This window comes from Nocardioides hankookensis (genome assembly GCF_042658885.1).
GTDB classification, from domain to species: Bacteria; Actinomycetota; Actinomycetes; order Propionibacteriales; family Nocardioidaceae; genus Nocardioides; species Nocardioides hankookensis.
In genome coordinates, this window is the sequence record NZ_JBHSRJ010000009.1 from 298102 (window position 1) to 321234 (window position 23133).

Consider the following 23133-nt stretch of genomic DNA (forward strand, 5'->3'; position numbering starts at 1 on the left):
GCCACCCCTACTCGACCGGTAGGTCGAGTGCTGCCCGCGTGCCCGCACCGTCGGGCCGCGGACCCAGCTCCAGCTGACCACCCAGCTCCGACTCGACGAGCGTGCGCACGATCGAGAGGCCGAGGCTGCTCGAGTCGTCCAGGTCGAAGCCGTCCGGGAGACCGCGCCCGTCGTCGTCGACCGTGACGTGCAGGCGACCCACGAGCCGCTGGGCGCTGAGCACGATCTCGCCGGTCAGGTCGGCGACGTCGGGGTCGTAGCCGTGCTCGACGGCGTTCTGGAGCAGCTCGGTGAGCACCATCGCCAGCGCCGTCGCCGACTCCGAGGGCAGCACGCCGAAGGTTCCGGTACGCCGCACCCGCACCCGGCTGCCCAGCGCGCTGACGTCGGTCACCATCCGGCCGAGCGGGTCGATGATGTCGTCGAAGTCGACCTGCTCCTCGACCGCCTGGCTGAGGATCTCGTGGACGATGGCGATCGACCCGACCCGGCGTACCGCCTCCTCGAGCGCCAGCCGCGCGGACTCGTTGTCCATCCGGCGGGCCTGGAGCCGCAGCAGCGCGGCCACGGTCTGGAGGTTGTTCTTCACCCGGTGGTGGATCTCGCGGATGGTGGCGTCCTTGGTGACCAGCTCGCGGTCGCGGCGCCGCAGGTCGGTCACGTCGCGGACCAGCACCAGCGCGCCGATGTGGTCGCCCTGGGGCCGCAGCGGGATCGACCGCACGATCAGGGACACCCCGTCGGTGCCGATCTCGGTGTCGCGGTGCGCCCGCCCGCCGAGCACGGCGCTGAGCGTCTCCTCGTCGGGCCGGCGCCGCGGCGGCACCAGCTCGCGGGTCGTCTCCGCCAGCGACAGTCCGGTGAGGTCGCCCGAGAGACCGAGCCGTCGGAAGACCGACAGCCCGTTGGGGCTCGCGTAGACCACCCGGCCGGCGGCGTCGACGCGCAGGAACCCATCGCCCACCCGCGGGGTGTCGGCGTGGTCGCTGCGCTGCCCGGACGCCGGGAAGTAGCCGTGCGCGATCATCTGGGTGAGGTCCGCGGCCGACTGGAGGTAGGACAGCTCCAGGCGGCTCGGGGTGCGCACGCCGAGCAGGTTGGTGTTGCGCGCGACCACCGCGATGATCCGCCCGCCGCGGCGCACCGGGATGGTCTCGACCCGCACGGGCACGTCGTCGCGCCACTCGGGGTCGCCCTCGCGGACCAGCCGCCCCTCGGCGTACGCCGCGTCGATCAGGGGTCGCCGGCCGACCGGCACGAACGTCCCGATCACGTCGTCGATGTACGCCGTCGGGCCGGTCGTCGGGCGCATCTGGCCCGCCGCCCAGAAGCCCTTGCCCTCGCGGTCGGGCAGCCACAGGACCAGGTCGGCGAAGGACAGGTCGGCGATGATCTGCCAGTCCGCCTGGAGCAGCTGGAGCCACGCGACGTCGTCCGCGTCGAGCTCCGTGTGGCTCCGCACGAGGTCGGTGAGGGAAGGCACGTTCGCAAGGGTAGGGCTCCCCCGGAAGCGGTGGGACCGGCACTGGACGTCAGCGCAGGCTTTGGCAGGATGGCCCCCATGTCCGGGTCATACTGGCGGAACGTTCACGCCGAGGGTCTCGCGGTCCCCTCCGACCGCCCGCTCCACGAGCTGACCGCCGAGCTCACCCGGATGCTCGGAGACCCCGACCCGGCGCTGCGGGACGGTACGGCGTACCCCGCACTGATGACCTGGATCGAGCGGGGCGTGTACGACGACCTGCTCGCCGGACTGGGTGACGGGATGGCCGCGGGGCTGCTCGTCGGCATCGGCGAGCGGGACACCGACACCGTCTTCCGGCGCAGCTTCTCGGCCCTCGTGCTCGGCGAGTGCATCGCCCGCGACAACCAGCGCCCGCTGCTGCCCGGCGGCAAGATCCTGGAGTGGGGCGACCGGCTGACGACCTGGCTGCTCCGGGAGCGGGACCTGCGCGGCTTCGTGCCCGGCAAGGGCTGGGCGCACGCCGTCTCGCACGCCGCCGACACCATGGCGATCCTGGCGCGATCGCCGCACCTGGCCACCCCCGAGCTCACCGTGCTCCTCGACGTGATCGCCGACCGGCTGCTGCTGCCGGTCGACCGGCTCTTCAGCAGCGGCGAGCCGGACCGGCTGGCCTTCGCGACCGTCGCGATCCTGCGCCGCAACGTGGTGCCGCTGCGCGTCCTCGAGCCGTGGATCGCGCGGATCGCCTCCGCCGCCGGCACCCGCTCGACGTACGACGACCGCGACCCCTACCTGGCCGGCGGCAACGCCGAGGCGTTCCTGCGCGCGCTCTACCTCCAGCTCTCGCTCGGCGCCCGCCCGCCGCAGGTGCGCTCCGACCTGCTGCTCGTGGTGGTGGACGCCCTGAAGGGCACGAACCACGCGTACCTGGTCACTACTGGGGAGTGACTACGGGTGAGTAACCTGCGGTCATGCCCGATACAGAACTGACCGGTCACGCGGGAGAGCTCGCCGTCGCCGTGGCCCGTGCCCACGGCGTCGACACGATGTTCACGCTCTCCGGAGCGCACGTCTTCCCGTTGTACGACGGAGCGGTCAAGGCCGCGGACCCGATCACCCTGCTCGACGTACGCCACGAGCAGACCGCCGCCTTCGCAGCGGAGGCCACCGGCAAGCTCACCCGCGTGCCCGGGCTGGCCGTCCTGACCGCCGGGCCCGGCGTGACCAACGGGCTCAGCGCGGTCGCGCAGGCGCAGTTCGCGGGATCGCCGATGGTCGTCGTCGGCGGCCGGGCACCGCAGGGACGCTGGGGCACCGGCGCCCTCCAGGAGCTGGACCAGCCGCCGATCTTCGCGCCCGTCTCCAAGCTCGCGCGCACCATCCCGACCGCCGGCGAGGTGCTCGACGGGATGCACGACGCGTTCGTCACCGCAGGCTCCTCGCACCGCGGCCCGGTCTTCGTCGACGTCCCGATGGACGAGCTCTTCAACAGCGCCACCGGTGCCGTCCCGACCGTCGAGCCGCTGCGCGGCGCCGACCCGGACCCCGACGCCGTCACCGCGGTCGCCGAGCTGCTCGCCGCGGCGAGCCGGCCGGTGCTGATCCTCGGCACCGACGTGTGGGCCGACCACGCCGAGGAGGCCGCGCTGCGCTTCGTCGAGGCCGCCGGCGTCCCCACGATCACCAACGGCATGGGCCGCGGCGTCGTGCCGGGCGGCCACCCGCTGCTCGTCACCAAGGCCCGCAGCCAGGCGCTCAAGGGCGCCGACTTGGTGGTCGTCGTCGGCACCCCGCTGGACTTCCGTCTCGGGTACGGCGTCTTCGGCGACGCCCGCGTCGTGCACGTCGCCGACTCCCCCGGCCAGGTCTCGACCCATGCCGAGCTCGCCGGCTCCGTGTCGGGCGACCTGTCCTCGGTCTTCGACGATCTGCTGGCCGCGCTGCGCGTGCCCGACTGGTCGGCGTGGGTGGCCGACCTGCAGGCCGGCGTCGCTGCTGCCGTCGAGCGGGACGCGGCCCTGCTCGGCGCCGAGGCCGACCCGATCCACCCGGCCCGCATCTACGGCGAGCTGCTGCCGCGGCTCGCCGAGGACGCCGTCGTCATCGGCGACGGCGGTGACTTCGTCAGCTTCGCCGGCAAGTTCGTCGAGCCGAAGCGGCCGGGCGGCTGGCTCGACCCGGGCCCCTACGGCTGCCTCGGCGCCGGGCTCGGCGCCGCGATCGCGGCCCGGATCGCACGCCCCTCCTCGCAGGTGGTGCTGCTGCTCGGCGACGGCGCCGCCGGGTTCTCACTCATGGACGTCGACACCCTGGTCCGCCACAACCTCCCGGTCGTCATGGTGATGGGCAACAACTCCGCCTGGGGCCTGGAGAAGGGCCCGATGCAGATGCTCTACGGCTACGACGTGATCGCCGACCTGTCGCCGAGCACGTCGTACGACGGCGTGGTGAAGGCCCTGGGCGGTGCCGGCGAGACGGTCACCGACCCGCGCCAGATCGGGCCGGCCCTGGACCGCGCGTTCGCGTCGGGCGTGCCCTACCTGGTCAACGTGGTCACCGACGTCGAGGCCGTCTACCCGCGCGCCAGCTTCGGTGTCTGAGCACGCCGGCGTCGCGATCCGACGGGCCCGCCCCGAGGACCTCGCGGTGGTCGGCGAGATCACCGTGGCGGCGTACGCCGAGTTCACCGACGGCCCCGACGACGGCTACATCGCCCTGCTGGCCGACGCCGCCCGGCGCGACCGCGAGGCCGAGCTGTGGGTCGCGGAGGTCGACGGCCGGGTCGCCGGCAGCGTGACGATCGCGCTGCCCGGCTCGGCGTGGCGCGAGATCGCCGCCGACGACGAGGGCGAGTTCCGGATGCTCGCGGTCTCCCCGACCGCGCGCCGGCGGGGCGTGGGCGACGCGCTCGCGCGTCTCGTCGACGACCGCTTCCGCGAGCTCGGCTTCCGCGGCATCGTGCTGTCCAGCCTGGCGCAGATGTCCTCCGCCCACCGGATCTACGAGCGGCTCGGCTACCACCGGGTGCCTGACCGGGACTGGTCCCCCGCCCCCGGCGTCGACCTGCTCGCCTTCGCGAAGGAGATGTAGGGTGCGACTCCTTATCCGGCGCCGTCGCGAGCGGGATTTCGCGCCGCATCTGGCAAGGCGGAGGTGCGAAGGCGGGCCGGAGGCCCGTCGAGTCGCCGACAACGCCGCCAGATCGGATGCGAAGGCCCGCGTAGCAGGCGCTTCCGGATAAGGAGCCGTGCCCTAGTGAACTCCACCCTCACCTTCACGGTCACCGACGACGACACCGCGGTCGCCGTCGGCTCCGGCTCGCTGCCGGTGCTCGGCACCCCGCGGCTGCTGGCGTGGTGCGAGGCGGCCACCTGCGCCGCGATCGAGCCCTCCCTGCCCGCGGGGTCCACGAGCGTCGGCACGCGCGTGGAGCTGGAGCACGTGGGGGCCAGCGCGGTCGGGCAGCGGGTCGAGGTCACCGCCTCCTCGACGTACGTCGACGGGCGGCTGCACCGCTTCACCGTCGCCGCCCGCAATGTCGGCGACGACGGCGGCGGCAAGGTCGTCGCGACCGGTGAGGTCACCCGGGTGGTCGTCGATGTCGAGCGATTCCTGTCGCGGTTGTGAGGGTTCCCAGGGATACCCGGTCAACCGGGTATCCCTGAACTTATGGGCCTCTGCAAAGCCCGAGAAGTTCACGAAGTGCCCGTGCGCTGGTGCCAGCGGGACGGGTGGGACCGCGGACAGGCCGATTTCCCGCGCGAGCAAGAGTTTGAGAGACTGGCCGTAGGCCCTCGAGGCCAGACTCGTCCCGATCAGGAGGAACACCATGGGCAAGACCGGCCGCAAGCGCCGCGCTCGCAAGAAGAAGGGCGCGAACCACGGCAAGCGCCCCAACGCCTGAGCGCACCAGCAAAGACAGAACCCCCGAACCAGCAGGTTCGGGGGTTCTTTCGCGTCTGTCGCCGCGTCTCCGCTAACCCTCGCGGATCTCCACCTGGACCTCGCGGATGCGGAAGAGCACCCGCTGGCGCAGGTCGTCGGGCGCGACCTCGGCGCACGAGCGCGCGACGACCGACTTCACGGTGCGCTGGAGGTCGTACTTCTCCAGGCACGGGTTGCAGGTGTCGAGGTGCACGCGGACGGCGGAACAGTCGGCCTCGTCGAGCTCGTTGTCGATGAAGTAGACGATCCGGTCGAGGAACTCGGCACAGTCCGCGGCCGACGGCTCGGTCGGGTGCGGGTGGTCGTGGCTCATGACCCGTTCCCCTCACGGCCGACGGTGAGCAGGTCGTTGTCGCGCACGTAGTTCGAGAGCAGGTCGCGCAGCTGGCGCCGACCCCGGTGCAACCGGGACATGACGGTGCCGATCGGGGTGTCCATGATCTCGGCGATCTCCTTGTAGGCGAAGCCCTCGACGTCGGCGAGGTAGACCGCGAGCCGGAACTCCTCGGGCAGGCGCTGGAGCGCGTCCTTCACCTCGGAGTCGGGCAGGTGCTCGAGCGCCTCGGTCTCGGCGGACCGGAGCCCGGTCGAGGCGTGCGACTCGGCGCGGTGGAGCTGCCAGTCCTCGACGTCCTCGGACATCGACTGCTGCGGCTGCCGCTGCTTCTTGCGGTAGTTGTTGATGAACGTGTTGGTCAGGATGCGGTAGAGCCAGGCCTTCAGGTTGGTGCCGGGCCGGAACTGGTGGAAGGACGAGTACGCCTTGGCGTACGTCTCCTGCACCAGGTCCTCCGCGTCCGCCGGGTTGCGGGTCATCCGCATCGCGGCGGAGTAGAGCTGGTCGAGGAACGGCAGCGCCTCCCGCTCGAAGCGGGCGGAGCGGTCGGCCTCGGACTCGGTCGCCACATCGATGGATGCGGGGTCGACCTCGGAGTCCAGGGCGGGTACGACGACCTCAGGGGTCGTCTCAACAGGGTCAGTCATCGTCTCCCAGACTAGCCCGGTGGGGCGTTCAAGCACGGCCTGCATGGTGGAAGAACGCGACGGACCCCGCGCTCATTCCCCGCGGGCGGCCCCACCGGCCACCTCGCGCACGATCCACTCGAGCGTCGACTCGACGACGATCCCCATCGCCTCCGCCTCGGTCAGGCCCGCGCTCCTGGGCACCTTGAAGCCGTGGTCGGCGGCCGGCACGACGGCCAGGTCGAGGTCGGTCGGGAACTCCTCGGGCCGCCCGAAGGTGTCCCGCTCCCCCTGGATCACGAGGGTCGGCACCCGGGTGCCGCGCAGCTCGACCAGCCGCGACTTCTCGGGCTTCCCGGGCGGGTGCAGCGGGAACGCGAGGGCCAGGCAGCCCGAGGCGCCCAGCTGCTTGGCGCAGCGCGCCGCCGAGCGCGCGCCGGCCGACCGGCCGCCGACGACCAGCGGGGTCCGCGTCTTGAGCGAGTTGGCGGCCGCGACCAGGCCGGCGTCGAGGGTCGCCGGTGGGGTCGCCACCTTGCGCCCGGCCAGCTTCCACGGCTGCTCCAGGAGCACCACGGTCACGCCGTTGCGCGGCAGGTCCGCGGCTAGAGCCGCGAGGTCGCGGCTGTCGATGCCGCCGCCCGCTCCGTGGCTGAGCAGCAGCGTCGCCACGGCCCCTCGGGCGCGTCGTACGACGAGCCGCGCCTCACCGTGCGGGGTGACGATGCGTCGCTCGACCGTGGTCATCAGGACCCTTCCAGGGGCAGGGGCTCGAGCAGCTCGGGGCCGTTGTTGCGGACGTTGCTGACCAGGGTCGAGACCGGGTAGGCCTCGAGCCGGCCGGGCGCAGCCGGGACCAGCAGGCCGGTGTCGCCCCCGACCCGGGGGTCGAGCCAGTCGGCCCAGCGGTCCCGCTCGACCATCAGCGGCATCCGGTCGTGGATGTGGCCGACGGAGTCCTCGGCCTCGGTGGTGATCACCGTGCAGGTCCACCGGAACCGGTCGGGGTCGTCCTCGGCCTTGTCGGGGTCGCGCCAGATCTCGTAGAGCCCGGCCATCGCGAGGACCCCGTGGTCCTGGGGCCGGATGAAGAACGGCTGCTTGCGCGGCTTGCCCGTCTTCGTGAGCTCCTCCGTCGGGTACCACTCGAAGTAGCCGTCGGCCGGGAGCAGGCACCGCCGGGCCGCGAACGCCCGCTTGTACGCCGGCTTCTCGGCCACCGTCTCCATCCGGGCGTTGATCATCCGGTTGCCGATGGAGGCCTCCTTGGCCCACGACGGGATCAGGCCCCAGGTGAGCACCCGGAGCTGGCGCTGCGGCGGCTCGGGACTGTCCTTCGAGGGCGGCCGCTCGACGACGGCGTAGACCTCCTTGGTGGGCGCCACGTTGTAGTCGGCCTCGAGGGCGTCCTGGATCCGGCTCTCCACGATGTCGAACTCGTCGACGAGGTCCTCCGGGCGCCGACTCGACGCGTAGCGGCCGCACATGCGGGCCACTCTAGAGGCGGGTCCCCCCGGAGGTGGGTCAGACGCGGGTGAGCTCGTCCAGCAGGTCGGAGACGGCGGCGTCCGAGTCGGGGAGGCCCTCGATCCAGACCCGCGGCCGCGGCGGGGCTCCGGTCTCCAGCATCCGCATCAGGAGGTCCAGCCGCCGGGCGAGCCGGTCGTCGCGGTCCACCAGGACCACCACGCGGCCAGGAGCGACGTGCCCGATGGTCTCCCGCCCCGGGAAGACGCCGCGGACGACTGCCCCGAGCTGGGCGTCCTCCATCGCACGGGCCAGCGGCTCGCCGAGCTGCTCGACGTCGTGCGCCACGTCGGCGACCACGACCACGAGCGCGTGGGTCTCGGCGGCGGGTCCGGCGCGGTGCAGGTCGCCGATGCAGGTCCGCAGGTGCGCCAGGCTGGCCAGCCCGGTCAGCGGGTCGGCGCACGAGAGCCCGTGCACGTAGCCGAGGGTCGCGTCGCTCCACGCGACGGCGAGTGCACGCAGCTCGGCGTGCTCCGGCTCGGAGCCACGCACGAGACGCCACGCGGTGGCGAGGTCGTCCAGGGCCTCGGCGAGCGACACACCGTCACGGGCGAGCACCCCGCCGAGCACCTCGCAGGCGGGGACCGAACCCGATCCCGAAGCGAGGGCTTCCCCCACTGCCTCGAAGCGGGGCGGCAGGGCCGCTCTCTGCTCCGAGGACAGTTCCCGCCCTGCTTCGGGATCGCCCGTGGTCGAGCTCCGCCTGCGCGTTGCCATCCAGTCCACGGTGGCTCCCCCTTGGTTCCGGTCTGCCGGCGATGAGACGCGCCTCATATCGGGCCATGACGCGGCTCCGCCGGATTCGCCGAAATCTTTTCGGCCGGGGGCGCGTCGCCTTTCGCACGCTCGCGCGTTGTGCACCCGTGGGCCCCTCCGTCTCGACCCTCGACGAGCGCAGCGACGCCGAGCTCATCTCGGCCGTCCGCGCGGGGGACGTCGCGGCGTACGGCGAGCTCTTCGCCCGCCACGTCGAGTCCGCCCGGCGGCTCGGACGCCAGCTGGTGCCCGGTCCCGACGTCGACGACCTCGTCTCCGAGGCGTTCACCAAGGTGCTCGGCGTCCTGCAGCGCGGCGGCGGTCCCGACCTGGCCTTCCGCGCCTACCTGCTCACCGCCGTACGCCGCGTCCACGTCGACCGGATCCGGGCCGCGTCGCGGCTGCACACGACCGACGACCTCACGCCGTTCGACCCCGGCGTGCCCTTCCGCGACACCGCCGTCGAGGGCTTCGAGAGCGCCGCGGCCGCGCGCGCGTTCGCCTCGCTGCCGGAGCGGTGGCAGCTGGTCCTGTGGCACACCGAGGTCGAGGAGCAGAAGCCGGCCGAGGTCGCTCCCCTGCTGGGCATGACCCCGAACGCCGTCTCCGCGCTCGCCTACCGAGCCCGCGAGGGACTGCGCCAGGCCTACCTCTCGATGCACGCCGGCGACCTCGACGACGACGCCTGCGAGCGCACCCGCGCCGAGCTCGGCGCCTACGTGCGCGGCGGGCTCTCCCGGCGCGACGCCACGCGCGTCGAGAAGCACCTCCAGGAGTGCCGCGCCTGCACCGCGCTCTACCTCGAGCTGATCGAGGTCAACTCCAACCTGCGCGCCGTGCTGGCGCCGCTGCTGCTGGGCGGCGCCGCGGCGGCGTACGTCGCCGCGACCGGCGTCACCGCGACCGGCATCGGCCACGGCGTGCTGCTGCTGCTCGGCCGAGGACGCGACGCCGTCCTCGCCCACGGACCGACCGCGGCCGTGGCCGGCGCCGCCGCGGCAGCGGTCGTCGCCGGAGCCGTGATCACGTTCAACCAGGACCGCGACGGCACCCCGAGTGCCGACGACGCCCCGTCGATCGGCGGGCCGTCGGTCGCCGGCTCGCCGTCGGTCCGGCCCGACGACGACCGGCCGCTGCGCCGCAAGGGCGACGGCACGAGCACCGGACAGGTCACCGGCCCGCTCACGACGCCGAGCACGGCCGCGGGGACCACCCCGCCGGACACCGCCGGCTCGACGGACGCTCCGCCGGACGACACCCAGCCGGACGCCCAGCCCGGCGGGTCCACGTCCGGTCCGACGGTTGCTCCGTCTCCCCCGCCGACGCTGGCGCCGACGCAGCCCCCGGCGGAGCCGAGCACGCCGTCGCTGGTCGACCTGACCGCCCGCGTCTCCGCCGGCCCCGACGGGCTCGAGGTCGGCCTGGGCCTCGGCCTGGGCGGCACGACGGTCATCCCCGACACCACGGTGGGAGTGCCGTTGCCGCCGGTGGGGTAAACACGAGACATGACCGTCAGCAGACTCATCGCCCGCCCGATGCTCGCGTCGATCTTCGTGGTCGGCGCCGCGACCGCCCTCAAGAACACCACCGGGACCGCGGCCAAGGCCGACGCGGTCACCTCCCGCCTCGTCCCGTTGGCCAAGAAGGCCGGGATCCCGCTGCCCGAGGACCCCGAGACCCTGGTCAAGCTCAACGCCGGCGTGCAGATCGCCGCCGGGCTCGCCCTGGCGACCGGTCGTGCCCCGCGGATCTCGGCGGCCGTGCTGGCCGCGTCGCTCGTCCCGACGACGGCCGCCGGTCACCGCTTCTGGGAGGCCGACGACGACGCCACCCGCACCCAGCAGCGGCTGCACTTCTTCAAGAACGTCTCGCTCGTCGGTGGCCTGATCATCGCCAGCGGCGACACCGAGGGTCGCCCGGGCGTCGCCTGGCGCGCCCGCCACGGCGTCCGCGACGCGCGGCGCGAGGCGAAGCGCCTGGCCCACGACGCCCGGCTCGAGGCGAGACTCGCCAAGGCCCGCATCGGCTGACGCCGCTAGGGTTCGACGCGTGAGCGACGTACTGGACCCCTGGCCGGCGCCGCGCGCCGCCCACCCCGTCGACGCGGTCGTGTCGCTGCCCGGCAGCAAGTCGCTCACCAACCGCGCCCTGGTCCTGGCGGCGATCGCCGACGGCCCCTCCGTCGTACGGCGCGCGCTCCGCTCGCGCGACACCACGCTGATGGCCCAGGCGTTGACCTCGCTGGGCGCGGTCGTCGACACCTCGGGCGACGACTGGACGGTGACGCCTGCGACCTTCGCCGGCGACGCCGCGGTCGACTGCGGGCTGGCCGGGACCGTGATGCGCTTCGTGCCCCCGGTGGCCGGGCTGTCGACGGGCGCCGTCGCCTTCGACGGCGACCCGCACATGCGCAAGCGGCCGATCGGCGAGATCCTCGGCGCGCTGCGGACCCTCGGCGTCGAGGTCGACGGCGACGCGCTGCCGTTCACGGTCCGGGGCTCGGGCGCCGTCCGCGGCGGCACCGTGGTGGTCGACGCGTCGGCGTCGTCGCAGTTCATCTCCGCGCTGCTGCTCGCCGGCGCGCGCTACGACGAGGGCGTCGACGTGCGCCACGACGGCAAGCCGGTCCCCTCGCTCCCCCACATCGACATGACGGTCGCGATGCTGCGCGAGCACGGCGTCGAGGTCGACGACAGCGATGCCAACCGGTGGGCGGTCGCCCCCGGTGCGATCAAGGCGGTCGACCACCTCATCGAGCCCGACCTCTCCAACGCGGCTCCGTTCCTCGCGCTCGCCGCGGTCTCGGGTGGCACGGTCGTCGTGCGCGACTGGCCGCGGGCCACGACCCAGCCCGGGGACTCGCTGCGCGAGGTCCTCACGACGATGGGCTGCGAGGTCGAGCTCGGTGACGACGGCCTGCGCGTGACCGGCAGCGGCACGTTGGCCGGCATCGACGCCGACCTGCACGACATCGGGGAGCTGACCCCTGCGATCGCAGCCCTCTGCGCCCTCGCCGACGGACCGTCACACCTGCGCGGGATCGCACACATCCGAGGCCACGAGACCGACCGGCTCGCCGCGCTCGCGACCGAGCTGAGCGGGCTCGGCGCCGACGTCACCGAGCACGCCGACGGCCTCAGCATCGAGCCCGCTCCCCTGCGCAGCGGCGTCTTCCACACGTACGCCGACCACCGGATGGCGCACGCCGGCGTGATCATCGCCGCGGCCGTCGACGGTGTGCTGGTGGAGAACATCGCGACCACCGGCAAGACGTTCCCCGACTTCGCGGGCTTCTGGTCGGGGATCGTCACCCCATGACGGGCCGGTACTCCGACCAGGACGTCGAGCACTACGACCGTCCGCGCCGGCGTACCCGTCCCCGCACCAAGGACCGCCCGACCTACGACGACGCGGTCGACGCCGTCGTCGTGACCGTCGACCGGGGCCGCTACACGCTGCTCCTCGACGGCCACAAGGTGATGGCGATGAAGGCGCGGCCGCTGGGCCGCAAGGGCGTCGTCGTCGGCGACCGGGTGCGCGTCGTCGGCGACACCTCCGGCGACGACGGGTCGCTGGCGCGGATCGTCGAGGTGCACGAGCGCGAGACCACGCTGCGTCGTACGGCGGACGACGACGACCCGGTGGAGCGCGTGATCGTCTCCAATGCCCAGCAGCTCGTCGTCGTCACCGCCCTCGCCGACCCCGAGCCGCAGCCGCGGCTCATCGACCGCGCCCTGGTGGCGGCGTACGACGCGGGGATGCAGCCGCTGCTGTGCCTGACGAAGGCCGACCTGGCCGACCCCGAGACGCTGCTGGTGACCTACCGCTCGCTGGGCGTCCCGTGGGTCGTCACGCAGCGCGGGGGCGACCTGGTCGAGCTGCGCGAGCGTCTGCACGGCAGGATCAGCGTGCTCGTCGGGTCGAGCGGCGTCGGCAAGTCCACGCTGGTCAACGCGCTGGTGCCGACCGCCTCCCGCGACGTCGGGCACGTCAACGCCGTGACCGGGCGCGGGCGGCACACGTCGACGTCCGCCTTCATGCTCGAGCTGCCTGACGACAGCGGATGGATCATCGACACCCCGGGCATCCGGTCGTTCGGGCTCGCGCACGTGGAGCCGGAGCGGCTGATCGAGGCGTTCCCCGACCTCGACGAGATGACCGAGGACTGCCCGCGCGGGTGCACGCACGGCAGCGACGAGCCGGAGTGCGGACTCGACGAGGCCGTCGAGGCGGGTACCGCCGATCCGCTGCGCGTCGAGTCGTTCCGGCGGCTCCTGGCCGCCCGCAGCGAGCCGCTCTACTAGCCCCAGACCGCCCGGGCGCCGGCCTCGCCGGTGAGGAAGACCAGGACCAGGGTGGCGACCGCGGCCACGCCGAGCAGCACGTCGAGGACGACCCGCAGCGCGCCGGTGCGGGTCGCGAACCAGCCGGTCACGAGCGCGATGACGCCGAAGGCGATCGTCACCCAGAGCAGCTGGCCGGCGCGGTCCTCGTGGGTCTGCACCTGCGGGCTGGTGCGCAGCTCGGGCTTGTGCTCGAGGAAGTTGTCGCCGGTGAGGTACGCCGCGACGATCGACGCCGTCGCGACCAGGGCCAGCGCGACCATCGGCCAGCGCAGCCTGAGCCGCCACCGCGGCACCAGGAAGGCGAGCGCGGCGAGCGCCGCGATCGGACCGAAGATGACCGCTGCGTGCACCACGAGCGGGTGCAACGGGAGTCCGTTGATCTCCATGGGTGAAGGTTGCACCAGGTTGATGAGAATAGTGTGAGGCCGTGCCGACGAATTCCACGGACTACACCGACGACCTGCGCCTCGCGCACGTCCTGGCCGACGACGCCGACTCGATCAGCGAGAGCCGCTTCAAGGCCCTCGACCTGCACGTGATGAGCAAGCCGGACCTCACGCCCGTCACCGACGCCGACCAGGCCGTCGAGGAGAGCATCCGCCGGACGCTCTCCCGCGCCCGCTCGCGCGACGCGATCACCGGCGAGGAGCAGGGCTCCAGCGGGCACAGCCAGCGGCGCTGGATCATCGACCCGATCGACGGCACCAAGAACTTCGTGCGCGGCGTGCCGGTGTGGGCGACGCTGATCTCCCTCGTCGTCGACGACGAGGTCGTGCTCGGCGTCGTCTCCGCGCCACTGCTCCAGCGGCGCTGGTGGGCGTCCACGGGCAACGGCGCCTGGACCGGGCGGTCGCTGCTCAAGGCGACCCGCTGCCAGGTCTCCGACGTACGCCGTCTCGAGGACGCGTCGCTGTCCTACTCCTCGCTCTCCGGCTGGGACGAGCGCGACCGGCTCGACGACTTCGAGTCGCTGATGCGGCGCTGCTGGCGCACCCGGGCGTACGGCGACTTCTGGTCCTACATGCTGCTGGCCGAGGGCGCCGTCGACATCGCGGCCGAGCCCGAGCTCGAGGTCTACGACATGGCGGCGCTCGACATCATCGTGCGCGAGGCGGGCGGACGGTTCACCTCGCTGGACGGCACCGACGGACCGTTCGGTGGCAACGCGCTCGCGTCGAACGGGCACCTCCACGAGGCCGCGCTGTCCTTCCTGGGCTCGTCGCCCGATGACGACGACGACCCCGACTCCCCCCGCACCGGGCCGGGCTCGGTCTCGGACCTGCGGTCCCACCGGCGGGAGTGAGACCTGTACGTGTGACGCCGCTCACGAGTACCGTCGGTGCATGCGGATCGGTGACGTGCTCAGTGCCAAGGCCTCCCAGGAGGTCGTGACCATCAGCCCCGACGCGGGCGTGCGCGAGCTGGTCGCCCAGCTCGCCGAGCACAACGTGGGTGCGCTGATCGTCAGCGCCGACGGCACCAGCCTCGACGGCATCGTCAGCGAGCGCGACGTGGTCCGGCACCTGCACAGCGACGGGACGGTCGTGAACAACACCGTCGCCGCGATCATGACCGCGGTGGTCGCGACCTGCGACGAGGACGCAGAGGTCGACGAGCTCATGAAGATGATGACCGACCGCCGGATCCGGCACGTGCCGGTCGTCCACGACGACCAGCTGGTCGGGATCATCAGCATCGGCGACGTGGTCAAGCACCGCATCGACCAGCTGGAGTTCGAGCGCGACCAGCTCGACAGCTACGTCCACCAGACCTGAGGGTCAGCGCCCGTCGCGCTCCGCGAGCACCAGGGCGAGGTCGTCGTTCATGCCGCCGGCGTACGCCGTGACGTGGGCGACCAGCCGGTCCACCGCCTCCTGGACGGTGCCGTCGGCCAGCTCCTCGGCGTAGTCGTCGAGCGGGAAGAACTCGCCACTGTCGTCTCGTGCCTCGACCAGGCCGTCGGTGTAGAAGAGCATCCGCGCACCACGCGGCCACGGGTGCTCGCTGACCGTCGGGAGGGAGCCCATGCCGAGGGGCACGGTCGCTTCGCCGGTGTCGACCTCGGTCGCCGTCCCCTCCTGGACCAGCAGCGGCGGGTGGTGGCCGCAGTTGGCCAGGGTCACGCGGTCGCCCTCGAACTGCCCGACGATCGCGGTCACGAACTCCTCGTCGCCCAGCATCCGACCCATGGTCTCGTCGATCTGGCGCGCCAGCGCCGCTGGGTCGGGCTCCGTGAACGCCGCCGCCCGGAAGGCGCCGAGGACCGCCGTCGCCGTCTGCACGGCCTCGAGCCCCTTGCCCCGCACGTCACCGACGATGACGCGGACGCCGTACGGCGTCTCGGCGACCTCGTAGAGGTCCCCTCCGACCATCGCCTCGGCCGTGGCTGAGACGTAGCGGGCGGCCAGGCCGACCGACCCGATCGCCGTGGGGATGCTTCGCAGCACGGCACGCTGGGCCGTCTCCGCGATCACCGTCATCCGCTGGAGGCGCTCCTCGCGGCGCTCCCGGAGCGCGGCGTTCTGGACCGCGACCAGGCCGAGCACGACGCAGAGCAGGATCCGGGTGAACCAGTCGAAGGTGCCGCCGTTGCCCAGCCAGGTCGCCGACAGGAGCGCGCACGCGATCGACGCGCCCGCGACCACCGCCGTACGGCGTGCTGTCGTCAGCAGGCTCGCGAGGATCGCCGAGCCGGCGAAGATCGCGATCAGCTGGGCCGGGGTGGCGATCGAGAGCGCGACCAGCACGGCCAGGGTGCCGAACCCCACGACCAGCCCGGGATCGAGGTTGCGTCGCGTCCACGTCACCAGCGCATCCTGCCAGTCCGGGCAAGCCGACGAGGGGACTTCGGGGTGTCTTAGGGTGGTGGGCATGGACAAGCCCGAGATCGACTTCCCCGACTTCGACCCGCCCGCCGACCTCGTGGTCACCGAGATCACCGAGGGCTCCGGCGACGAGGCCGGCCCCGGATCGAACGTCTCCGTGCACTACGTGGGCGTGGCCCACTCGACCGGCGAGGAGTTCGACGCGTCGTACAACCGCGGCGCGCCGCTGCAGTTCCGCCTCGGCGTCGGCCAGGTCATCGCCGGCTGGGACCAGGGCGTGCAGGGCATGAAGGTCGGCGGTCGTCGCCAGCTCGTCATCCCGCCGCACCTCGGGTACGGCGACCGCGGTGCCGGCGCCGTCATCAAGCCCGGTGAGACCCTGATCTTCGTGGTGGACCTGATCGGTGTGAGCTGAGCTCTACCACGGGAGTCCGTCGTCGGCGGCCTCGTCGGCGACGCGGGCCGACTGCGGCCCCAGCGTGACCACGTCGCCCACCACCAGCTGGCGCCCGCGGCGGGTCTCCACCTCGCCGTTGACGAGCACCTGCCCGTCCTGGATGACCGGCTTGGCCTCCGCGCCGCTCTCGACCAGGTTGGCGAGCTTGAGGAACTGACCGAGCCGGATCGACTGGTCGCGGATGGCTACGTCGTACGGCTCGGGCATGGGGCCAGTCTCGCCCATCCCGCGTCGAGACCCGTCAGATGGCTGTCAGGAGGCCGGTCCGACGACCATCTGACGGGTCTCGACGCGGTTTCCACAGGTAGGGACGCGGACGGATTCGTCCACAGCCGGGTCGGGGCAAGCGGAATGCATGGCTCATCGCTGGGACCCGATCGCACCACCGGTCGGAACGGTGGTCCGCCCGGTGCGGATCGACCCGCTCGGACGTGACGGTCCGACGCGCGGGCAGAGCCGGGGGTCCAGCTGGCGACGGACGTCGCCCGGCCTCTACGTCCCTGCTGACACCGACGACACCCTGCCCGAACAGCGCATCGTCGAGGTGCATGCGCGAGCCGGCACGCGCGCCGTCATCACGGCATGGGCGGCCCTACGCCTGCATCGTGCCGCCTTCTTCGACGGGCTCGCCCGAGACGGCCGAACCCGACTGCCGGTGGTGCTGGCAGCCAATGGCGAGCGTCTGGAGACCGGATTCGGCGCCCGCGTGATCGGCGACCGGATCCCGCCGGACGACGTTACGGTCATCCACGGCATGCCCTGCGCGAAGGTCGAGCGCGCGCTGTACGACGAGATGCAGCGGATCGGCGATGTCCGAGAGATGGCGGTGGCCGCGGGCGCGACGTACGCGGCGAAGCTCACCTCGATCAGGCGGATGCGGCTGTACGCCGCCACCCGCCGCTGGTACCGCGACGTCCGCCTGGTCACGGCGGCGGTCGAGATGTCCTGCGAGGGCTGTCGATCGCCGCAGGAGGATCGGTTCCGGATCATCTGGGAGTACACCGCCGGTTGGGGCCGGCCCCTGGTCAACCGCACGCTCCTGGACCTTGACGGCGGGTTCCTCGCCACCCCGGATCTCTTCGACCCGGTCCGCGGTGTGGTGGGCGAGTACGCCGGCGCCGACCATCGCGACATCGACCGTCACGCCCGGGACATCCAGCGCGAGGCTGACCTGCGCAACGCGGGGCTCGAGTACGTCGAGACCGTCGGCCGCGACCTGCGTGATGAGGCTCGGGTCGTGCACCGCATGGAGCAGGCTGCCACCCGCGCCGGCCACCTCGAGCGCCGTTGGCAGCTGGCACCACCGGCTCGACCGACCCTGGACGAGTACCTGGACGACCTGGCGGCCTGAGTCGATCGTCGAGATCCGTCAGGTGGCTGCCGGGAGGCCGGTCCGACGACCATCTGACGGGTCTCGACGGCAGACGCCCTCAGCCGATGACGACGCTGACGGTGTGGATCAGCACGCCCACGAGACCACCGACGATGGTGCCGTTGATCCGGATGAACTGGAGGTCGCGGCCGACCTGGAGCTCGATGCGGCGCGAGGCCTCCTTGCCGTCCCACCGGTCGACGGTGTGGGTGATCACGGCGGTCACCTCGGCGCCGTACCGCTCGACGGCGAAGACGGCCGCGTCCGCGGCCAGGCCGTCGAAGCGGGCCCGCAGCACCGGGTCGGAGACGACCCGCTGGGCGAACGCCGTGACCTCGTCGGTGAGCCGGGCGCGCAGCGGTCCGTCAGGGTCGGCGAGGGAGGCCTGGATGCTGCGGCGCAGGGCGTTCCAGAGCGAGACACCGGAGGCCACGACCTGGGGCTGGTCCAGCAGCCGGGCCTTGAGCCGCTCGGTCCGCTCCTGGGTCTCGGGGTCGTGCAGCAGGTCCTGCGCGAGCTGGGCGAGCATCGAGTCGAGGGCGATCCGTGCGTGGTGGCGCGGGTCGTGCCGGATGTCGTCGACCCAGCTGACCAGCTCGCGGTGCAGGCGCGAGATGACGGCGTCGTTGAGCCGGGTCGGCGCCCACCACGGCGCCCGCTCCCCCAGGATCTCGGCGACGACGTCGGGGTTCGCGACCAGCCAGCCGTGCAGCTCGTCGAGGGTGAGGTCGACCAGGCCGTGGTGCAGGTCGTCGCGGATCGTCTCCTCGAGCAGGCTGCCGATCAGCGGCGCGATCGGCTCCTCGTGGAAGCGCGGCACCAGCACGTCGCGCACGAGCTCCTCGACGTGGTCGTCGCGGATCCGGCCGAGCCCGATCACGGCGACGTCGGCGACCTCGTCGACGGCCCGCCGCGCGTGCTCCGGTACGGCGAGCCAGCGGCCGATGCGCAGCGAGATCGTCGCGGCGTCGACCCGGTCGCGGATGATCGCCTCCTGGAGGAAGTTCTCCCCGACGAACTCCTCGAGCGAGCGGCCCAGCTCGTCCTTGCGCCGCGGGATCAGGGCGGTGTGCGGGATCGGCAGGCCCAGCGGGCGCTTGAAGAGCGCGGTGACCGCGAACCAGTCCGCGATCGCACCCACCATCGACGCCTCCGCGCCCGCGTTGACGAACCCCCAGAACCCGGTGCGGCCGAGCGTCGCGACGTACACGACGGCGGCCAGCAGCAGCAGCCCGACGGCGAGCGAGCGCATCCGGCGCAGGCCCCGTCGGCGGCGCTCGTCGGCCTGGGGGTCGGGCGTGATCATCGTCAGCGTGGCAGCCATGTCCCGGCCATCCTTCCCCATTCGGCCCAACCGACGCCGGGGTGAGAGGATCCCCCTCATGTCCCGCACCGTCATCACCTTCGGCACGTTCGACGTCTTCCACGTCGGGCACCTACGGGTGATCGAGCGCGCTGCTGCCCTCGGCGACCGCCTGGTCGTCGGTGTCTCGGCCGACGAGCTCAACCTCCGCAAGAAGGGCCGCGAGCCGGTCTTCAGCCAGGCCGAGCGGCTCGCGATCGTGGCCGCGCTCAAGCCGGTCGACGAGGTCTTCGTCGAGGAGAGCCTCGAGCTGAAGCGCGAGTACATCCAGAAGTTCGGCGCCGACGTCCTCGTGATGGGCGACGACTGGGAGGGCCGCTTCGACGAGTTCCGCGACATCTGCGAGGTCGTCTACCTGACCCGGACGCCAGCCATCTCGACCACCGCGCTGATCGAGAAGATCTCGGCCGGCAGCTGAGGTCCCGCCCGACCCGGATCGGCCCAACCAGGCAGGCCCGAATTGGCCCTGCGCGGGGCGCCGCGCGAGCCCTAGGTTTGCGGCGTGACCACCGCTCTGACGCCCGACCCGATCCCGGTCGACGACCCCGTCACCCGGGGCGGTCTCGGCGTCCCCCAGGGTGCCGCCCTCACCCTCGGCGCCGTGCTCGGCACCGGCGTGATCTCCCTGCCGGGGCTGGCCGCGCACGAGGCCGGGCCCGCCTCGCTGGTCGCCTGGGTCGCGCTGGTGCTGCTGTCGGTGCCGCTGGCGACGACCTTCGCCGCGCTGGGCGCGCGCTACCCGGACGGCGGCGGCGTGGCGACGTACGCCCGCCGCGCCTTCGGGGGCCGGGTCGCCACCGTCACGGGCTGGTGCTTCTACTTCGCGATCCCGCTGGGCGCGCCGGCGGCGGCGGGCTTCGCCGGCGCGTACGTCGCCGACAGCCTCGGCGGCGGCCGGCAGACCCAGCTGCTCACCTCCGGCCTGCTGATCGGCACCGTCGCGATCATGAACTGGTACGGCGTCCGCGTCTCCGGCCGCGTCCAGCTGGTCATCGCCGGCACCCTCGCCGTGCTGCTGCTGGTCGCGACGCTCGTCTCGCTCCCCCACGCGAGCACCGACAACCTGACGCCGTTCGCGCCGCACGGCTGGGGTGCGATCGGCCCGGCGGCCGCGCTGCTGATCTGGGCGTTCGCGGGCTGGGAGGTCGTCACGTCACTGTCGTCGGAGTACCGCGACCCCGCCCGCGACATCACCCGCGCCACCGCGATCGCCCTGGTCGTGATGGGCGTGATGTACCTCGGCGTCGCCGTCGCGACCGTGGCCGTGCTCGGCGACGACACCAGCAAGGCACCGCTCTCCGACCTGCTCGTGCTCGGCTTCGGCGAGCCGGCCCGCGGCGTCACCACGGTCGTGGCCGTGCTGCTCTCGCTGGGCGCGATGAACGCCTACTTCGCCGGCAGCGCCCGCCTCGGCGCAGCGCTCGGCCGCGACGGCTCGCTGCCGGCGTGGTTCGCCCGCGGGTCGTCGGCGGGCGAGGTGCCGCGCCGGTCGCTGGCCGTCGTGACCGCCGGCTCGATGCTCACCCTGCTCGGCGTGGCCCTGACCGGCGTCGCCGTCGAGCGCACGATGCTGCTCGTCACCGGCGCGTTCGCGCTCGTCTACGTCGTCGGCACCGCAGCGGCGCTCCGGCTGCTGCCCCGGGGCACCTGGGTACGACGCGGCGCCGTGGTCGCCTTCGCCTCGGCGCTGCTGCTGCTCGGCCTGGTCGGCCAGCACCTGCTGCCTCAGCTGGTCGTCGGGCTCGCCGCCGTCGCCTGGACGACCTGGGCGAGCCGCTCCAAGCCCGCCGTGATCGCGCCGGCCGACGCGGCGCCGTAGCCCAGCACCAGTCCGGACGGCACGCCGTCGCCGAGCGCGTACGACGACAGCGCCTCGACCGCCACGCCCTCTGCTGCGGCGGCCGCGACGACCTCCGTGTCGGCGACGCCCTGGTCCCGGAGGACAGCGGTCAGGTGCAGCCCTGCGGCCGACGGCATCACCTCGAGCCGGTCACCGAGCCGGCGATCGAGCCCGTCGAGCAGCAGGGCGCGCCGCTCGGCGTACACCGCGCGGGCGCGGCGGAGGTGCGCGCCGAGGAGGCCGTCGGAGATGAAGCGGGCGAGCGCGACCTCCTGCGCGGGCTGGCCGTAGCCGTCGGCGAGCTGGCGCGCCGCCCGCAGCGCCTCGTGGAGCGACGACGGCGCGACGAGGTAGCCCGCCCGGAGCGCGGGGACCAGGGACTTCGAGAACGTGCCGACGTAGATGACGCGCCCGTGCTCGTCGAGCGCGTGCAGCGGCTCGAGCGGCCCGTCGGTGAACCGGAACTCGCTGTCGTAGTCGTCCTCGACGATCGCCACCCCGCGCCGGTCGGCGACGTCGAGCAGCGCGCGGCGGCGATCGCGCGACAGCGGCGGGCCGAAGGGGAACTGGTGGGACGGCGTCGTGAACACCACCCTCACGTCGTCGGGCAGCAGGTCGACGACGAGGCCGTCCCGGTCGACGGGCACCGGCACGACGCGCGCGCCGTACGACGCGAAGAGGTCGCGCGCGAGCGGGTAGCCCGGGTCCTCGACGGCCACCACGTCTCCCGGCCCGACCAGCACGCGGGCGACCAGGTCGAGCGCCTGCTGGGTGCCGTGGGTGACGACCACGTCGTCGGCGTCGGCGGTCACGCCACGGGAGAGCGCGACGTAGCGCGCGATGGCTGCCCGGAGGTCGGGGTGCCCGGCCGGGTCGGCGTACCGGCCCGGCGCGTGCGCGCCCGCGCGCAGCTCGGCGGCCACCAGCCGGCGCCAGGTGTCGAACGGGAAGAGCGACGCGTCCGGGATGCCCGAGCGGAAGTCGTACGGCGGCGCCTGCGTCGTGCCGCTCGTCGGTGTCGGGGTGAACGTCCAGCCCGGCCTCGGCGTCAGCGCGCCGGTGCGGGTCGTCCTCGGCGTCGGCGTCGCCTGGCCCGTGACGTAGGTGCCCGCCCCCACCCGCGACTCGAGGAACCCCTCCGCCACCAGCCGCTCGTAGGCCAGCGCCACCGTGTTGCGCGAGACCCCGAGGTCCTGCGCCAGCGCCCGGGTCGGCGGCAACCGGTCGCCCTGCTTCAGCCGCCCCGCGCGGACCGCGTCGAGCAGCGCGCGGTAGATCGCACTCGCCCGGTCCCCGCGCTCACTCAGGTCCACCGCCAGGTCCACGGCGTCAGCGTGCCAGAGCCCACCGACACCGGTGTGCGGCGCCGACACAAGCCGTCGCGCGGCGGACGCACCCCCTAGGGTCAGCACATGCCGACCCGGTCCCTGCGCCCGCTGGCGTATGCCGCGGTCACGGCCGTCGTGTCGACAGGCCTGCTGGTGCTGGCGATCGGGCAGGGCTGGTTGGGGCCGGACGTCGGGCGGGGCGCGAACTTCTGCGAGGCGGCGCGCGACGGGTGGGTGAAGCAGCCGGCGAACTCGTTCTCGAACCTCGGGTTCGTGGTGGCGGGGCTGCTGGTGGCGTGGCGGGCCGGACGCCGCGACCAGCTGGGTGAGGTGCTGCCGCTGCACCCGCCGCTCGCGACGGCGTACGGGTGCGTCGTGGTCTTCCTCGGGCCGGCGAGCGCGGCGATGCACGCGACGCAGGCGAAGCGCGGGGGCGACTTCGACATGCTGAGCATGTACCTGGTGGCGTCGTTCGCCGCGGCGTACTCGCTGATGCGCTGGGTGCGGCAGGGGCGGGTGCTGTTCACGCAGCTCTTCCTGCTCTTCGTCGCGGCGTGCGAGCTGATCGGTCTGTACGACGGCGAGGTGCCGGTCGTCGACTTCGCGGGCAACGTCGCGTTCGCGGCGCTGCTGCTCACGGCGGTCGTGCTGGAGGTCCGGCTCTGGCTGCGGGCGGGGCGGGCGCCGGCCCCGGTGCCACGCACCGACCTGCGGTGGGGTGCGGCGTCGCTCGGCGCGATCCTGGTGGCGTTCGCGATCTGGAACGTCACCAAGTCTCTGTGGTGCGACCCGCACTCGCTGCTCCAGGGGCACGCGGCGTGGCACCTGCTCGACGCGGCCTCGGCGTACTTCCTGTTCCGGCTGTGGGCGAGCGAGAAGACCGCCGATATCAGCCGTTTGGACAGTATCCGGTAAAGAAATCCGGCGGGACCAACACCGTCCG

At 73.0% G+C, this 23133-nt stretch carries 27 protein-coding genes; 16 read left to right on the forward strand and 11 right to left on the reverse strand.

Going from position 1 to position 23133, the window contains the following annotated elements:
- Positions 1-7: 7 nt before the first annotated feature.
- On the reverse strand, positions 8-1483 hold the full coding sequence (locus tag ACFPYL_RS20835; protein ID WP_379158947.1) for a sensor histidine kinase: 1476 nt from the start codon (positions 1481-1483) through the stop codon (positions 8-10).
- Between the two features lie 78 nt (positions 1484-1561).
- Here ACFPYL_RS20835 and ACFPYL_RS20840 point away from each other — a divergent pair, with 78 nt between their 5' ends.
- The 5 genes from ACFPYL_RS20840 to ACFPYL_RS20860 all read left to right on the forward strand — a co-directional run bounded on the left by ACFPYL_RS20840 (position 1562) and on the right by ACFPYL_RS20860 (position 5369).
- Complete coding sequence (locus tag ACFPYL_RS20840; RefSeq protein ID WP_379158950.1) at positions 1562-2413, forward strand: DUF2785 domain-containing protein; 852 nt, start codon at positions 1562-1564, stop codon at positions 2411-2413.
- A 23-nt stretch (positions 2414-2436) separates the two neighbouring features.
- Positions 2437-4065: an acetolactate synthase gene (locus tag ACFPYL_RS20845; protein ID WP_379158952.1), complete on the forward strand. Its 1629-nt coding sequence runs from the start codon at positions 2437-2439 to the stop codon at positions 4063-4065.
- Entirely contained in the window at positions 4058-4555 is a 498-nt protein-coding gene (locus ACFPYL_RS20850) for a GNAT family N-acetyltransferase (protein WP_379158955.1), read from the forward strand. The genes ACFPYL_RS20845 and ACFPYL_RS20850 overlap by 8 nt, the downstream gene beginning before the upstream one ends.
- Positions 4556-4720: 165 nt before the next feature.
- On the forward strand, positions 4721-5092 hold the full coding sequence (locus ACFPYL_RS20855; protein WP_379158958.1) for a thioesterase family protein: 372 nt from the start codon (positions 4721-4723) through the stop codon (positions 5090-5092).
- A 202-nt stretch (positions 5093-5294) separates the two neighbouring features.
- Positions 5295-5369, forward strand: a complete 75-nt coding sequence (locus ACFPYL_RS20860; RefSeq protein WP_369759046.1) for a 50S ribosomal protein bL37 — start codon at positions 5295-5297, stop codon at positions 5367-5369.
- A 72-nt stretch (positions 5370-5441) separates the two neighbouring features.
- Here ACFPYL_RS20860 and rsrA read toward each other — a convergent pair whose 3' ends face one another.
- The 5 genes from rsrA to ACFPYL_RS20885 all read right to left on the reverse strand — a co-directional run bounded on the left by rsrA (position 5442) and on the right by ACFPYL_RS20885 (position 8461).
- Positions 5442-5723 carry a mycothiol system anti-sigma-R factor gene (gene rsrA / locus ACFPYL_RS20865; RefSeq protein WP_379158961.1) on the reverse strand — a complete coding sequence of 94 codons (282 nt, stop codon included), beginning with the start codon at positions 5721-5723 and terminating at the stop codon, positions 5442-5444.
- Complete coding sequence (locus ACFPYL_RS20870; protein ID WP_379158964.1) at positions 5720-6394, reverse strand: sigma-70 family RNA polymerase sigma factor; 675 nt, start codon at positions 6392-6394, stop codon at positions 5720-5722. Before ACFPYL_RS20870 ends, rsrA begins: the two co-directional genes overlap by 4 nt.
- A 72-nt stretch (positions 6395-6466) precedes the next feature.
- Positions 6467-7120, reverse strand: coding sequence for an alpha/beta hydrolase family protein (locus tag ACFPYL_RS20875; RefSeq protein WP_379158967.1), 654 nt, complete (start codon positions 7118-7120; stop codon positions 6467-6469).
- Positions 7120-7860, reverse strand: coding sequence for an SOS response-associated peptidase (locus tag ACFPYL_RS20880; protein WP_379158970.1), 741 nt, complete (start codon positions 7858-7860; stop codon positions 7120-7122). The genes ACFPYL_RS20875 and ACFPYL_RS20880 overlap by 1 nt, the downstream gene beginning before the upstream one ends.
- Positions 7861-7897: 37 nt before the next feature.
- A complete protein-coding gene (locus tag ACFPYL_RS20885; protein ID WP_379158973.1) occupies positions 7898-8461 on the reverse strand; it encodes a hypothetical protein in 564 nt (187 codons plus the stop codon).
- Between the two features lie 305 nt (positions 8462-8766).
- Between ACFPYL_RS20885 and ACFPYL_RS20890 the strand changes: the two genes are divergently transcribed.
- Genes ACFPYL_RS20890 through rsgA form a run of 4 tightly spaced genes read left to right on the forward strand, consistent with a single transcriptional unit; the run spans position 8767 to position 12963 of the window.
- A complete protein-coding gene (locus ACFPYL_RS20890; protein ID WP_379158975.1) occupies positions 8767-10155 on the forward strand; it encodes a sigma-70 family RNA polymerase sigma factor in 1389 nt (462 codons plus the stop codon).
- Between the two features lie 9 nt (positions 10156-10164).
- Entirely contained in the window at positions 10165-10689 is a 525-nt protein-coding gene (locus ACFPYL_RS20895) for a DoxX family protein (RefSeq protein WP_379158978.1), read from the forward strand.
- Positions 10690-10708: 19 nt separating this feature from the next.
- Complete coding sequence (gene aroA / locus ACFPYL_RS20900; RefSeq protein WP_379158981.1) at positions 10709-11977, forward strand: 3-phosphoshikimate 1-carboxyvinyltransferase; 1269 nt, start codon at positions 10709-10711, stop codon at positions 11975-11977.
- The gene (rsgA, locus tag ACFPYL_RS20905) at positions 11974-12963 is read left to right on the forward strand and encodes a ribosome small subunit-dependent GTPase A (protein WP_379158984.1); all 990 of its coding nucleotides are present in this window, start codon (positions 11974-11976) and stop codon (positions 12961-12963) included. Before aroA ends, rsgA begins: the two co-directional genes overlap by 4 nt.
- On the opposite strand, the gene ACFPYL_RS20910 is transcribed toward rsgA, so the two are convergent.
- A complete protein-coding gene (locus tag ACFPYL_RS20910; RefSeq protein WP_379158987.1) occupies positions 12960-13391 on the reverse strand; it encodes a DUF2231 domain-containing protein in 432 nt (143 codons plus the stop codon). The genes rsgA and ACFPYL_RS20910 overlap by 4 nt on opposite strands.
- A gap of 41 nt (positions 13392-13432) precedes the next feature.
- Between ACFPYL_RS20910 and hisN the strand changes: the two genes are divergently transcribed.
- Together hisN and ACFPYL_RS20920 are read left to right on the forward strand one after the other, a co-directional pair.
- A complete protein-coding gene (gene hisN, locus ACFPYL_RS20915) occupies positions 13433-14308 on the forward strand; it encodes a histidinol-phosphatase (protein WP_379158990.1) in 876 nt (291 codons plus the stop codon).
- A gap of 40 nt (positions 14309-14348) precedes the next feature.
- Positions 14349-14780 carry a CBS domain-containing protein gene (locus tag ACFPYL_RS20920; RefSeq protein ID WP_379158993.1) on the forward strand — a complete coding sequence of 144 codons (432 nt, stop codon included), beginning with the start codon at positions 14349-14351 and terminating at the stop codon, positions 14778-14780.
- Positions 14781-14783: 3 nt separating this feature from the next.
- Here ACFPYL_RS20920 and ACFPYL_RS20925 read toward each other — a convergent pair whose 3' ends face one another.
- Positions 14784-15812, reverse strand: a complete 1029-nt coding sequence (locus ACFPYL_RS20925) for a PP2C family protein-serine/threonine phosphatase (RefSeq protein WP_379158996.1) — start codon at positions 15810-15812, stop codon at positions 14784-14786.
- 64 nt (positions 15813-15876) lie between these two features.
- Between ACFPYL_RS20925 and ACFPYL_RS20930 the strand changes: the two genes are divergently transcribed.
- Positions 15877-16245, forward strand: a complete 369-nt coding sequence (locus ACFPYL_RS20930; RefSeq protein WP_379158999.1) for an FKBP-type peptidyl-prolyl cis-trans isomerase — start codon at positions 15877-15879, stop codon at positions 16243-16245.
- Positions 16246-16248: 3 nt separating this feature from the next.
- On the opposite strand, the gene ACFPYL_RS20935 is transcribed toward ACFPYL_RS20930, so the two are convergent.
- Positions 16249-16494, reverse strand: coding sequence for an RNA-binding S4 domain-containing protein (locus ACFPYL_RS20935; protein ID WP_379159002.1), 246 nt, complete (start codon positions 16492-16494; stop codon positions 16249-16251).
- 202 nt (positions 16495-16696) lie between these two features.
- Between ACFPYL_RS20935 and ACFPYL_RS20940 the strand changes: the two genes are divergently transcribed.
- Entirely contained in the window at positions 16697-17638 is a 942-nt protein-coding gene (locus ACFPYL_RS20940) for a hypothetical protein (RefSeq protein WP_379159005.1), read from the forward strand.
- Positions 17639-17717: 79 nt separating this feature from the next.
- Here ACFPYL_RS20940 and ACFPYL_RS20945 read toward each other — a convergent pair whose 3' ends face one another.
- Entirely contained in the window at positions 17718-18983 is a 1266-nt protein-coding gene (locus ACFPYL_RS20945) for a DUF445 domain-containing protein (RefSeq protein WP_379159008.1), read from the reverse strand.
- A 58-nt stretch (positions 18984-19041) separates the two neighbouring features.
- Here ACFPYL_RS20945 and ACFPYL_RS20950 point away from each other — a divergent pair, with 58 nt between their 5' ends.
- Complete coding sequence (locus tag ACFPYL_RS20950) at positions 19042-19440, forward strand: adenylyltransferase/cytidyltransferase family protein (protein ID WP_379159011.1); 399 nt, start codon at positions 19042-19044, stop codon at positions 19438-19440.
- An 84-nt stretch (positions 19441-19524) separates the two neighbouring features.
- Positions 19525-20841: an APC family permease gene (locus ACFPYL_RS20955; protein WP_379159014.1), complete on the forward strand. Its 1317-nt coding sequence runs from the start codon at positions 19525-19527 to the stop codon at positions 20839-20841.
- Here ACFPYL_RS20955 and pdxR read toward each other — a convergent pair.
- Positions 20748-22187, reverse strand: coding sequence for a MocR-like pyridoxine biosynthesis transcription factor PdxR (gene pdxR, locus ACFPYL_RS20960; protein ID WP_379159017.1), 1440 nt, complete (start codon positions 22185-22187; stop codon positions 20748-20750). The two genes, ACFPYL_RS20955 and pdxR, sit on opposite strands and share 94 nt — an antisense overlap.
- 87 nt (positions 22188-22274) lie before the next feature.
- Between pdxR and ACFPYL_RS20965 the strand changes: the two genes are divergently transcribed.
- On the forward strand, positions 22275-23105 hold the full coding sequence (locus tag ACFPYL_RS20965; RefSeq protein ID WP_379159020.1) for a ceramidase domain-containing protein: 831 nt from the start codon (positions 22275-22277) through the stop codon (positions 23103-23105).
- The last annotated feature ends 28 nt before the right edge of the window (positions 23106-23133 follow it).

What these genes read in the sequence shown, in the direction of transcription:
- ACFPYL_RS20840 (WP_379158950.1), top strand. Translation starts at nt 1,562, where the DNA reads ATGTCCGGGTCATACTGGCGGAACGTTCACGCCGAGGGTCTCGCGGTC.
- ACFPYL_RS20845 (WP_379158952.1), top strand. Translation starts at nt 2,437, where the DNA reads ATGCCCGATACAGAACTGACCGGTCACGCGGGAGAGCTCGCCGTCGCC.
- rsrA (WP_379158961.1), bottom strand. Translation starts at nt 5,723, where the DNA reads ATGAGCCACGACCACCCGCACCCGACCGAGCCGTCGGCCGCGGACTGT.
- ACFPYL_RS20870 (WP_379158964.1), bottom strand. Translation starts at nt 6,394, where the DNA reads ATGACTGACCCTGTTGAGACGACCCCTGAGGTCGTCGTACCCGCCCTG.
- ACFPYL_RS20875 (WP_379158967.1), bottom strand. Translation starts at nt 7,120, where the DNA reads ATGACCACGGTCGAGCGACGCATCGTCACCCCGCACGGTGAGGCGCGG.
- ACFPYL_RS20880 (WP_379158970.1), bottom strand. Translation starts at nt 7,860, where the DNA reads ATGTGCGGCCGCTACGCGTCGAGTCGGCGCCCGGAGGACCTCGTCGAC.
- ACFPYL_RS20895 (WP_379158978.1), top strand. Translation starts at nt 10,165, where the DNA reads ATGACCGTCAGCAGACTCATCGCCCGCCCGATGCTCGCGTCGATCTTC.
- rsgA (WP_379158984.1), top strand. Translation starts at nt 11,974, where the DNA reads ATGACGGGCCGGTACTCCGACCAGGACGTCGAGCACTACGACCGTCCG.
- ACFPYL_RS20910 (WP_379158987.1), bottom strand. Translation starts at nt 13,391, where the DNA reads ATGGAGATCAACGGACTCCCGTTGCACCCGCTCGTGGTGCACGCAGCG.
- ACFPYL_RS20920 (WP_379158993.1), top strand. Translation starts at nt 14,349, where the DNA reads ATGCGGATCGGTGACGTGCTCAGTGCCAAGGCCTCCCAGGAGGTCGTG.
- ACFPYL_RS20930 (WP_379158999.1), top strand. Translation starts at nt 15,877, where the DNA reads ATGGACAAGCCCGAGATCGACTTCCCCGACTTCGACCCGCCCGCCGAC.
- ACFPYL_RS20935 (WP_379159002.1), bottom strand. Translation starts at nt 16,494, where the DNA reads ATGCCCGAGCCGTACGACGTAGCCATCCGCGACCAGTCGATCCGGCTC.
- ACFPYL_RS20945 (WP_379159008.1), bottom strand. Translation starts at nt 18,983, where the DNA reads ATGGCTGCCACGCTGACGATGATCACGCCCGACCCCCAGGCCGACGAG.
- ACFPYL_RS20950 (WP_379159011.1), top strand. Translation starts at nt 19,042, where the DNA reads ATGTCCCGCACCGTCATCACCTTCGGCACGTTCGACGTCTTCCACGTC.
- ACFPYL_RS20965 (WP_379159020.1), top strand. Translation starts at nt 22,275, where the DNA reads ATGCCGACCCGGTCCCTGCGCCCGCTGGCGTATGCCGCGGTCACGGCC.